The following is a 10,085-nucleotide window of genomic DNA, read 5'->3' on the forward strand; positions in this document are numbered from 1 at the left end:
CCGCCCGCGGGCTCCCACGCCCCGGCATCGCCCGCGGCCCGACCGGACCCCTCAGCGGTGCAGGCGCCGCCTGTCGCAGCGGCGTTGGCCGCCCTGGCTCCGGCTCCCGCGCGCCAGCTACCCCCCGCTGCCCGGCCGGCCCTCGCCGCTGCCCCGGACCCCGGGCCCACGACGCGAGATTCATGATGGGGGATAGAAACCCACCTTTAAAGGTGGGTTTCTATCCCCGCTGACGAAAGCCCGTGCGATCGGGCCGCTACAGGCCGCGCATGCGGCGGGACACCTTGCGGATGACTGGCAGGGCCGCGAAGTACGTGCCCGCCAGCGAGCTGCCGCTGACCGCGAGGTCGACGGAGATCCGGCCCTGCTTAGCCCAGTAGACGTCCTTGAGGTCGAGCAGCAGCGCGAACTCGTCCACGATGAGGGCAAGCGCGGCGCCGTAGGCGACCGCGGTGCCCGGGTGGCGGCGCAGCTCCTCGGTGCCGCGGACCGCGATCGCGCCGACGCCGGCCAGCATGCCGATGCCCCACATGTAGTGGTGCAGGTGCTCACCGCCAACGCTGAGGTTGCGGAACGGTCCCTTGCCGGCCTTGATGGCGTGCGTGACGCCCCGCACCCCGCCGAACACCGTCGTGAACGCCATCCAGCTGATCAGCGCCGACTGCTGGCCGCTGTCGAGCTCGGTGCGAAAAGCGTCGCGTACCTCCGCGACGACCGATCGTCTCTCCATTCAGGGGACAATACCCATCCGGCGGCCCGGATGTTACGTTGCAAGGACACGAACACGGAAGGAGCCGGCGATGACTTCCAGCGGGCACGCGCTGCTCGTGGTCGACATGCAGAACGGGTTCTGCCACCCGGACGGGTCGTTCCCCCGGGTCGGCCGCGGCCTCGAGGGCGCCATGGACGCGGTGCGCAACGCCGCCATCGCGGTCGGCCAGGCCCGCCGCGCGCATATCCCGGTCGTGTTCACCAGGCACGTTTACCGTCCTGGACGGCCCGACGAGGGTGCCGCGCTGATCCGCAACAGCCCCGAGCTGGCCGGCGTGGCAGGCCTCGCGAACGGCACCTGGGATGCCGCGGTATGCGCCGAACTCGGGTGCGGTCCTGACGACCTCGTGGTGGACAAGGTCCGCTTCGACGCGTTCCAGTGGACCTCGCTCGAGCCGCTGCTGCGGGGCCTGGGCGTGACGGACCTGATGATCTGCGGCGTGGTGACGAACATCTGCGTCGAGACGACCGCGCGTTCGGCGTTCATGCGCGATTTCCCCGTCACCCTGCTCGAGGACTGCTGCGCGGCCAAGACCCGCCGCCTGCACGAGCTGTCCGTCGAGGTGCTGAGCAGCTACGAGCTCGCCGAGATCGTCAGCGTCAGCCGCGGCTTCGACGCCGCAGACCCGCGCGGCGCGGCCGGCCGCCTGCCGTCCCCGGTCATGGCGTCCGCGTAGCCAGCCGCAGCCAGGCGTAACAGCGTGCAGCAAGACGTAGCCAAGACGTGGCAAGGCGCGGTAAGGAAGTGAACTCAGCGGGTGGCCAGCCGCCAGAGCAGCCGCCAGCCGAGCAGGAACAGGCCGAGGAACGCCAGCGCGACGACAACGAACGCGACCGCGGTGCCCTGGCCCGCGATCACCCGCAGGGCCATGCCGAGCGCCACGGCCGACAGCCACGCGGCCACCCCGGCCGGCGCCAGGGCGACCGGCGCCCGCCAGGCGCGCGACAGCGCCCAGCCGGCGACCAGGCCGCACAGGAACGGCCACGCCGTCGACGCGATGCCGCCGAGCGCCTCGCCCTTGGCGTGGCTGGCCCGCCCGATGATCACGAAGACGAGCACGCAGCAGATGTCGAGCAGCACTGGCGCGATCCGAGCCGGGCGCATGCAGGCAAGGGTACGCGGATCGTGCCCGTAACGAGCCACCCCGTTTCGTTCCGTCCCTGCTAGTCCGTGACACACCGAGCGGGGGAGCGGGGGAGCGGGGGAGCCCGCCGACAACGCTGCTTTCTTGCGCGATCATGAGGCTATGGGCACCTGGGTGGTCCGGCTGGACGCCGCCGGCGGCGGCCCCCGGCTCGCTGTGAAGGACTGCATCGACGTGGCTGGGCTGCCGACGACAGCGGGCTGCCCGGTTGTCGCCGAGATGGCCGAGCCGGCCGGCAATGACGCTTCGGTGGTGGCGTCCGCCAGGGAGGCGGGCGCGCGGGTCGTCGGCAAGACCGGGCTCACCGAGCTGTGCTGGTCGGCGAACGGGGTGAACCACTGGGCCGGGACCCCGGTGAACCCAAGGGATCCGCGGCGGGTCCCTGGCGGCTCCTCAAGCGGATCGGCGGTGGCCGTAGCAACGGGCGAAGCAGACACTTCATTCGGAACGGACAGCGCTGGCTCCGTACGGATACCCGCCGCATGCTGCGGCGTCGCCGGGCTCAAGACCGCGTGGGGCCGGGTCTCCGTGAAGGGCGTGTACCCGCTGGCGCCGTCGCTTGACACCGTCGGGCCGCTTGGCGCGGACGTGTCGGCGGTCGAACTCGGGATGGGGCTGATCGAGCCGGGCTTCACCGTGCGGCCGTGGCGTGGCGCGCTGACGGCCGGGCGGCTCGGGACACTCGGCCTCGAAGGCGTCGTGGACCCGGCGGTGGACGCGGCCGTGGACCGGGCGCTCGCCGCGGCGGGGGTAATCGTGACGCGCGTCGCGTGGGGTGACTTCCGGGAGGCGCTGGCCGCGGCCGCGGTGATCATCGACGCCGAGGGCTTCCGGACCAATGCCTACCTGATGCCGTACCTGTCTCAGCTCAGCCCGCACGTCCGGCGGAACCTCGAACGCGGCGCCCGGCTGAGCCGTGCCGACCGCGCGTCGGCGGACCGGACCAGGGAGGAGGTGCGGGCCGCGCTCAGCAACGTGCTCGCTGACTTCCCCGTCCTCGTGCTGCCGGTACTCGCCGGGCAGCCGCCGCTGATCGGGGGGCGGGGGTTCGCGCTCACCCTGCTGACCGCGCCGGCCAGCCTGGCCGGGCTGCCCGCGCTCGCGCTGCCCGTGCCCGCCGTCGGCGGCGTGATCGCGGCGCTGCAGGTGATCGGGCCCGACGAGGAGACAGTCCTGGCTTTCGGGCGGGTGATCGAGGCGGCCGCAGCGGCCGGCTGAGCCGCCCGCAGCAGCCACCCGCGGCCTCAGCCGAGCTGCGGGATGATCTCCGCGGCGATCTGCCCGGCATGCTCAGGCACCTCGTACAAGGGCGTGAACAAGATCAGCTCCGCCCCCGCGGCGGCCACCGCCCGCGCCGCGGCGACGCAGTCAGCGACCGTGCCCGCGACCGCCGCCTCCTCGATGGCCGGCACACGGCGCCCGTAGATCCCCGCAAGCGCGGCGTTGACCCGCTGCCGCGCCCGCGCCGCGTCGGAGTCTATGCCGATGTAAATCCGCTTGGCGATCGGGAACTCGGCCGCGGGGCGCCCCGCGGCCGCCAGCGCTTCCCGCACGACCGACACCTGCGCGGCGAAGGCCGCCGTCGATGACGACCCCGCGCCGAAAAAGCCGTCGCCGAGCCGGACCGCCCGGCGCAGCGCACCGTCGCCCGACGCGCCGAACCACAGCCGCGGGTACGGCTTCTGGGCCGGCTTCGGCTCCATCCGCGCGTCCTTGAGCTGCCAGAACTCGCCGTCGAAGGTCACGCTGTCCCGTGTCCACAGCGCCTTCGTCAGCGCCAGCCCCTCGGTGAACCGCGCGAGGTACCGCGAACGGTCAACGCCGAACGCCGCGAACGGGCGCTGCGGGCCGCCCGTGCCCACCCCGACCTCCAGGCGCCCGCCGCTGAGCTGGTCAAGCGTGGCCAGGCTCTTGGCCAGGTGCACGGGCGAGTGCAGCGTCGTCACGAACACCACGCAGCCGAGCCGCAGCGTGGACGTGCACGCGGCGGCGTACGTCATCGCCTCGAGCGGCGACAGCTGCGGGGACGCGCTGAGCGTCATCTCCTGCGCCCACGCGCTCTCGTAGCAGCCGAGTGCTTCAGCGCGGGCGAAGTAGGCGCGAAATGCCGCCGGGTCGAACTCGCCGTCGGCGTAGAACTGCGGGATCGAGATCGCGAACCTCATGGCGGCATCGTAACTAGCCGGGGCGCCGTGCGCCCCTTATGTGACCGTTGTCCTATATCTTCCGGGTATCCCAACGGCGCTACGGCGGAATAACGTACGAAGTGAGACTTGAGGACCCCAACGGGGCGGTGCCGCGGTCGGCGATCCCGGCCGCTTTGCCATGCGCGCGTCCCGTCGAACCGTGAAAGGGACGCGAATGCCCGACGCATCGTCCACCAATGGCTCAGTAGCGCTGCGTTACCAAGGCGGCGAGCTCGAGCTTCCGGTCAAGCCCGCGACCGAGGGCGCAGCGGGAATCGAGGTGACGAAGCTGCTGTCAGCAACCGGCATGGTGACGCTTGACCCCGGCTTCGTCAACACCGCCGCGTGCTCATCGGAGATCACCTACATCGACGGGGACGCGGGCATCCTGCGCTACCGCGGCTACCCGATCGAGCAACTGGCGGAGCAGTCGAACTTCCTCGAGGTCAGCTACCTGCTGATATACGGGGAGCTGCCGACCCAGGCGCAGCTGGCGCAGTTCACGCAGCAGGTCACCAAGCACACCCTGCTGCACGAGGACCTGAAACGGTTCTTCGACGGGTTCCCGCGCGACGCGCACCCGATGCCCGTCCTGTCGAGCGCCGTGTCCGCGCTGTCCACCTTCTACCAGGACGCGCTCAACCCGTTCGACGAGCCGAACGTCGAGCTGTCCACCGTCCGGCTCCTCGCCAAGGTGCCGACGCTGGCGGCCTACGCCTACAAGAAGTCGGTCGGGCAGGCGTTCCTGTACCCGGACAACTCGCTCGGCCTCGTGGAGAACTTCCTGCGGATGACCTTCGGCCTGCCGACGGAGTCCTACGAACCGGACCCGGCCGTCGCCAAGGCGCTGGACCTGCTGTTCGTGCTGCACGCCGACCACGAGCAGAACTGCTCCACGTCCACCGTCCGGATGGTCGGCAGCAGCGAGGCCAACCTGTTCGCCAGCATCTCGGCCGGCATCAACGCCCTGTTCGGGCCGCTGCACGGCGGCGCCAACGCGGCCGTGCTCGAGATGCTCGTCGACATCAGGAACAGCGGCGGCAACGTGGACGACTTCGTCGCCAAGGTGAAGGACAAGCACGAGGGCGTCAAGCTGATGGGCTTCGGCCACCGCGTGTACAAGCACTACGACCCGCGCGCGAAGATCGTCAAGGCCACCGCGGACGAGATCCTGGACAAGCTCGGCACCAACGACCACCTGCTCGACCTCGCCAAGCAGCTGGAGGAGCGGGCGCTGTCCGACGACTACTTCATCTCGCGCAGGCTCTACCCGAACGTCGACTTCTACACCGGGCTGATCTACCGGGCGATGGGCTTCCCGACCCGGATGTTCACCGTGCTGTTCGCGCTCGGCCGGCTGCCCGGCTGGATCGCGCACTACCGGGAGATGATCAAGGACCCGGCGACCAAGATCGGCCGGCCGCGGCAGGTCTACACCGGCCCGGCCGAGCGCGATTTCCTGCCGCTGGAGAAGCGCTAGCCAGTCCCCGCGCCGCCCGCTACCGCGCCGGATGCCCCGCTGGATGGTCAGCGCGGTAGTGGGCGGCCAGGATGTCGTCGCCGAAGTCGTTGGCCGGGTTCCGCCACACCGAGTGGATGTGGTTCCCGCCGCCTTGCGTGTTGTCCAGCTCGATCAGCAGGTCCGGCCCCTGCACGCGGTAGTAGTGCCGCTCGCCGGGCGCCGTGCTGCCCGCCCACGCGAACGCCAGGTGCTCCGCCCCGGCCGCGAGCACCCGGTCCAGCTCCGCCGCCGCCACCTCGGCAGGCAGCCGCCCGGCGAAGCCCGCCACGAGACCGACGAGCGCGTCCAGCCGCCTGCTGTCAAGAGCCGACCCGGGCACGCCCTTCGGCCCGTCGCGCACGTAGCTCAGGATCGACCGCTCGGTGTCGTCGATCGTGTAGTCGGGCTCGGGCTCGAACACGTGGTCAGGCAGCTCCACGGCGCCGATCCTTGGCACGATGCGGGTGGCGAAGTCCGGCGGCGGGCGATCGTAGATCACCGCGGCCGCCCGCTGCGCCTGCGACAGCGAGTTCACGAACGCGTACCCGCGCTCCTCGTCGTCCGCAAGCGGCGCAAGCGTGCCGAAGCCGGCCGGCACGCTGCCAAGCATGCACGGGGTGGGGGACAGGTACCGCCCGCCGGTGACGGTGAAGTTCAGCACCACGTGGTGCCCGGCGAGCTGCCACCCCCACGGCTCGCTCCGGCCCGGCGTCCCGAACACACGGAAACAGTATCGCCCCGGATCGAACAAGTGCGCGATGGCCGGCGCGGCGGCGAGCATCAGCGCCCGCCTGACGTGCTCCATCGCCATGATCGAGACGACCTTCGCGTAGCCGGGCATGCTCACCGAGGCGACGATGAGCTGGTGCGCGAGCTTGCGCTGCGGGTCGGAGAGGGAGCCGATGGGCAGCCCGTCCCGCACCGGCTCGGGCAGGTACGACCAGTCCCGCCGCACCCCGTCGAGCTCAAAACCGTTATCCAGAACGGACCGTTGCGCCTCATCGAGGCCCGCCATGAACGCGGTGGCCGCGGCGGCCATCCGGGCGGCGGTCTCCGGCGCGAGGTACGGTTCGCCGCTTGTCGCCATGGCCGCCTCCGCGCCGCCGTTGGTTGGGATCACACAGTTGTTATCGCACGGGCCCTATGTATAACGTAACGCCGTGACCGAAGAGCCGACGGCGGCCGCGGAACAACTGTCGGCTCAGCAGGCGGCTGCGCGCGCCGACCCCTGGGACGACCCGCGGCTGCCCTGGGTGGGCAAGCCCCGGCGGGTGGACATCCTGTGCTGGGCGGGCATCACGATCAGCGGCGTGTACTACCTGATCCTGCTGCCGTTCCGGGCCGCCCTCGTGGGCACGCACCCCGTGCTGCTCGAGCTGCTGAACGGCTCGACCGAGGCGATCGTGGCCGCCGCCGCGTTCGCGCGGGTGGGGCACGGCTCGCTCGCCGTGGTCATGCTCGCCTCGATCCCCGGCCTGATGAAGTTCGACCCGCTCTACTGGTGGGCGGGCAGGATCTGGGGCGAGCGGATTATCCTGCTGTTCTCCGGCCGGCGCAAGCACGGCCAGAAGTTCATCGCCCGGGTACGCCGGTGGGGCCGCTGGTTCACCTGGCCCGCGGTCGTGGCCGCGCCGTTCCTGCCGGTGCCGAACGCGATCGTGTACGCCGTGGCCGGCTGGGCCGGGATGAGCCTGGCGACCTTCGTCATCCTCGACGCGATCGGCTCGCTGCTCTGGGCGGGCATGCTGGCTGGCCTGGGGTACGCGCTCGGGCACCACGCGGTCGTGGTAGCGCAGGCGATTTCGCGGTATGGCCTCTATGTCTCAATTGCGATCGTCGTACTTGTGGTGGCGGGACAAATGCGCGGTGCCCGGCTGCACCGTTAGCTGCACGTTACAAATGAACGTGCATTCGGCCTTGCATCTGCATGGCCCCTCGGGCAGGATGTGTGCTGCGTCGATCGCCCGGACGACGCTGGAACCCACCATCGGGGTCGCCATGAGCGTGAACCAACTCGTACAGCTGCCCACCCGGACCAGGATCGACCCTGCGGCCCGCAGGCCGATGGAGCTGCCAGCGCGGTTGGACTGCGGATCTGGGCGCCCGCGTGTCGTGCGGATGCCAGCTGACTGGTGGGACTCGCCGTCCGCGGTGGTGTGCCCGCTCAGCCGCGGGCCGCAGGCCTCTCGCGCGGCGCGCCGCCTGACCCGGAACACGCTGCGCGAGTGGGGACTTGCCGCGCTCGCCGAGGACGCGGAGATCATCGTCGGGGAATTCGTGGCGAACGCCGTCACGCACGGCGTCCCGTCGACCCCTGAGCGCAAGTCGGCCGGGGAGAACTTCGGCCTGCGGCTGCTGCGCCGCACCGGCGAGGTGATCTGCGCGGTGCTCGACCCGAGCGACGCGGCGCCCGTGCTGAAGGACCCCAGCGGAGCCGAAGAGGCCGGCCGCGGCCTGCAGATGGTGGACGCGCTGAGCGACGTGTGGGGCTGGAGCCCGGTGGCCGGCCGCGGCAAGGCGGTCTGGGCGATCCTCTTCTGTGCGTAACCGCCTGACCCGGCGCGCGGAGGGGGGTGGCGGATCAGGCGGTTAATCCTCGGGGACGGGACAGGCCACGAGGCAGCGCTGCTACCCTCGCAGGACGGCGACGATGCGAGAGGGAGGCGAAGCGTGATGCCCTGGACGTGGCGGTATGAGAAGGCAGACGGCGCGGTCGTGAACGGCCTGGGGCTGCAGGACGCGATCTTCGCCAGCCAGGGGGACGCGGAAAGCTGGCTCGGCGAGAACTGGCGCGCCCTGCTCGAGGCGGGCGTTGATCAGGTGACGCTGCTCGACGACGAGCGCAAAGAGTACGGCCCGATGAGCCTGCACCCGGAGGCCTGACCGCTGCCTGCCGCGGGTCGCGGGGCTGCTCTCACGACGGGCGCTTCGCCGGGCTTTCCGTGCGGCTCGGGTCGCGCGTCACCACGTCCCCAAGCGCCTCATCGATCGCGCGCATCAGGTCTGGGTCAAGCTTCTTGCCGGCCGCCCCGACGTTGTCCTTGACCTGCTCCGGCCGGGTGGCGCCGACGATCGCCGCCGACACCGTCGGCTGCTGCAGCACCCAGGCGACCGCGAGCTGGGCCGGCGTCAGGCCCGCCTCGGCCGCCAGCGCGGGCAGGGCGGCCACGGCGCCCAGCACCGGCTCGGTCAGCACGCGGCCGATGAATCTGGCGCCGCCCTGGTCGGTGGCCCGTGAGCCGGGCGGCGGCTGCGCGCCCGGCTTGTACTTGCCGGTCAGCACGCCCTGGGCGATGGGGGAGAAGACGAGCTGGCCGAGGCCCTCCTGCTCGCACAGCGGGATCACCTCGGGTTCGATGACCCGCCACAGCATGTTGTACTGCGGCTGGTTGGACACGATCCGGTCAAGCCCCATCTCGGCGGCGATGCGCAGCGCGGCGGCGATCTGCCCGGCGCGCCACTCGGACACGCCGACGTACAGGGCCTTCCCGGCGCGCACGAGGTCGTCGAACGCGCGCAGCGTCTCCTCCAGCGGCGTCTCGTAGTCGTACCGATGCGCCTGGTACAGGTCCACGTAGTCGGTGCCGAGGCGGCGCAGCGAGTTGTGCAGCCCCTCGGTCACGTGCTTGCGGGACAGGCCGCTGTTGTTCGGGCCGTCGCCGCGGGGCCAGTAGACCTTGGTGCAAATCTCGACGGTCTCGCGGCGCACCCCCTTCAGCGCCCGGCCAAGCACCTCCTCGGCCACCCCCCCGGCGTACACGTCGGCGGTGTCGAAGGTGGAGACGCCCTCCTCAAGAGCCGCGTGGACGCACGCCCGCGCGGCCTCCTCCTCGATCTGGGAGCCGTGCGTGATCCAGTTGCCGTAGGCGATCTCGCTGACTTTCAGCCCGGACTTGCCGAGATGACGGTATTGCATGGGAAGACCCTATCGATGCCGCCGGCTTCTAGTGAGCCGGTCCCCGGTTGCGGGGTCAGCGTGCAGTCGCCTGCTCCGGCCCCGCGCTGTCCCGGCTGCCCCGGGCACATCGGGCACATCGGGCGCCCCGGGCGCGCCGCGGTTTCCCCCGCCGCCGCGCCCCGCGTGTACGGTCCCGTTTGACCCGTGATCATGTTCCATGGGCGGTTTCCGGGGGGTGGTTCACGGCTGGACGGGGAAATGTCCGCTATGTGCCCGCTGCTGGCGGGGTTGACCCGTGACCTGCCCTGCGCCGCAGAGGGGCCAGCGGCCACGGCCGGCACCTTCTGTGACCGAAGACGGCTCACGTGGTGACCGCAGCACTCACGGCCGGCTCACTAGCCGGGCGGCTCCGCCGCCCGGCTAGAACGGGTCGCCCGGCTTGAGCCTGGGTGCGGGCATGCGGAACCGGCGGATCTGCAGAGCGCGCATCACCGCGTACGTCGTCATGCCGCGGGTGGACTCGTTAGGGAACCGCTCGGCGGCCAGCTTGTGCAGCGCACGGCGGATCACGAACGCGTCGACGG

At 71.2% G+C, this 10,085-nt stretch carries 12 protein-coding genes; 6 read left to right on the forward strand and 6 right to left on the reverse strand.

The features are described from left to right. Positions 1-256 precede the first annotated feature (256 nt). On the reverse strand, positions 257-730 hold the full coding sequence (locus tag Q1N79_RS22200) for a hypothetical protein (RefSeq protein WP_300612003.1): 474 nt from the start codon (positions 728-730) through the stop codon (positions 257-259). A gap of 70 nt (positions 731-800) precedes the next feature. Between Q1N79_RS22200 and Q1N79_RS22205 the strand changes: the two genes are divergently transcribed. Next, positions 801-1,448, forward strand: a complete 648-nt coding sequence (locus Q1N79_RS22205) for an isochorismatase family cysteine hydrolase (RefSeq protein WP_300612005.1) — start codon at positions 801-803, stop codon at positions 1,446-1,448. A gap of 74 nt (positions 1,449-1,522) precedes the next feature. Here the strand turns inward: Q1N79_RS22205 and Q1N79_RS22210 are convergent, their stop codons facing one another. After that, positions 1,523-1,876: a DUF3054 domain-containing protein gene (locus tag Q1N79_RS22210; RefSeq protein ID WP_300612007.1), complete on the reverse strand. Its 354-nt coding sequence runs from the start codon at positions 1,874-1,876 to the stop codon at positions 1,523-1,525. Positions 1,877-2,018: 142 nt separating this feature from the next. Here Q1N79_RS22210 and Q1N79_RS22215 point away from each other — a divergent pair, with 142 nt between their 5' ends. After that, entirely contained in the window at positions 2,019-3,134 is a 1,116-nt protein-coding gene (locus Q1N79_RS22215) for an amidase (protein ID WP_300612009.1), read from the forward strand. A 26-nt stretch (positions 3,135-3,160) separates the two neighbouring features. Here Q1N79_RS22215 and Q1N79_RS22220 read toward each other — a convergent pair whose 3' ends face one another. Then, positions 3,161-4,081, reverse strand: coding sequence for an LLM class flavin-dependent oxidoreductase (locus Q1N79_RS22220; RefSeq protein ID WP_300612011.1), 921 nt, complete (start codon positions 4,079-4,081; stop codon positions 3,161-3,163). 196 nt (positions 4,082-4,277) lie between these two features. Here Q1N79_RS22220 and Q1N79_RS22225 point away from each other — a divergent pair, with 196 nt between their 5' ends. Continuing rightward, positions 4,278-5,582, forward strand: a complete 1,305-nt coding sequence (locus Q1N79_RS22225) for a citrate synthase (protein WP_300612013.1) — start codon at positions 4,278-4,280, stop codon at positions 5,580-5,582. Between the two features lie 19 nt (positions 5,583-5,601). Here Q1N79_RS22225 and Q1N79_RS22230 read toward each other — a convergent pair whose 3' ends face one another. After that, positions 5,602-6,723, reverse strand: coding sequence for a DUF3500 domain-containing protein (locus Q1N79_RS22230; protein ID WP_300612015.1), 1,122 nt, complete (start codon positions 6,721-6,723; stop codon positions 5,602-5,604). A 40-nt stretch (positions 6,724-6,763) separates the two neighbouring features. Between Q1N79_RS22230 and Q1N79_RS22235 the strand changes: the two genes are divergently transcribed. The 3 genes from Q1N79_RS22235 to Q1N79_RS22245 all read left to right on the forward strand — a co-directional run bounded on the left by Q1N79_RS22235 (position 6,764) and on the right by Q1N79_RS22245 (position 8,486). After that, positions 6,764-7,489 (forward strand): VTT domain-containing protein, encoded by a 726-nt coding sequence (locus Q1N79_RS22235; protein ID WP_300612017.1) that lies wholly within the window; start codon positions 6,764-6,766, stop codon positions 7,487-7,489. Positions 7,490-7,721: 232 nt separating this feature from the next. Continuing rightward, positions 7,722-8,150, forward strand: coding sequence for an ATP-binding protein (locus Q1N79_RS22240; protein ID WP_300612019.1), 429 nt, complete (start codon positions 7,722-7,724; stop codon positions 8,148-8,150). Between the two features lie 126 nt (positions 8,151-8,276). Continuing rightward, positions 8,277-8,486: a hypothetical protein gene (locus tag Q1N79_RS22245; protein WP_300612023.1), complete on the forward strand. Its 210-nt coding sequence runs from the start codon at positions 8,277-8,279 to the stop codon at positions 8,484-8,486. A gap of 31 nt (positions 8,487-8,517) precedes the next feature. Here Q1N79_RS22245 and Q1N79_RS22250 read toward each other — a convergent pair whose 3' ends face one another. Beyond that, positions 8,518-9,519, reverse strand: coding sequence for an aldo/keto reductase family protein (locus tag Q1N79_RS22250; protein ID WP_300612021.1), 1,002 nt, complete (start codon positions 9,517-9,519; stop codon positions 8,518-8,520). Between the two features lie 402 nt (positions 9,520-9,921). After that, positions 9,922-10,071, reverse strand: a complete 150-nt coding sequence (locus tag Q1N79_RS22255; protein ID WP_300612025.1) for a DUF3043 domain-containing protein — start codon at positions 10,069-10,071, stop codon at positions 9,922-9,924. Positions 10,072-10,085 lie beyond the last annotated feature (14 nt).

Source organism: Trebonia sp. (assembly GCF_030042015.1).
Lineage (GTDB): Bacteria > Actinomycetota > Actinomycetes > Streptosporangiales > Streptosporangiaceae > Trebonia.

Excerpts from the sequence above, each read along its gene's own strand:
- Q1N79_RS22225 (WP_300612013.1), top strand. The coding sequence starts at position 4,278 with ATGCCCGACGCATCGTCCACCAATGGCTCAGTAGCGCTGCGTTACCAA.
- Q1N79_RS22200 (WP_300612003.1), bottom strand. The coding sequence starts at position 730 with ATGGAGAGACGATCGGTCGTCGCGGAGGTACGCGACGCTTTTCGCACC.
- Q1N79_RS22215 (WP_300612009.1), top strand. The coding sequence starts at position 2,019 with ATGGGCACCTGGGTGGTCCGGCTGGACGCCGCCGGCGGCGGCCCCCGG.
- Q1N79_RS22250 (WP_300612021.1), bottom strand. The coding sequence starts at position 9,519 with ATGCAATACCGTCATCTCGGCAAGTCCGGGCTGAAAGTCAGCGAGATC.
- Q1N79_RS22240 (WP_300612019.1), top strand. The coding sequence starts at position 7,722 with ATGCCAGCTGACTGGTGGGACTCGCCGTCCGCGGTGGTGTGCCCGCTC.
- Q1N79_RS22220 (WP_300612011.1), bottom strand. The coding sequence starts at position 4,081 with ATGAGGTTCGCGATCTCGATCCCGCAGTTCTACGCCGACGGCGAGTTC.
- Q1N79_RS22205 (WP_300612005.1), top strand. The coding sequence starts at position 801 with ATGACTTCCAGCGGGCACGCGCTGCTCGTGGTCGACATGCAGAACGGG.
- Q1N79_RS22210 (WP_300612007.1), bottom strand. The coding sequence starts at position 1,876 with ATGCGCCCGGCTCGGATCGCGCCAGTGCTGCTCGACATCTGCTGCGTG.
- Q1N79_RS22245 (WP_300612023.1), top strand. The coding sequence starts at position 8,277 with ATGCCCTGGACGTGGCGGTATGAGAAGGCAGACGGCGCGGTCGTGAAC.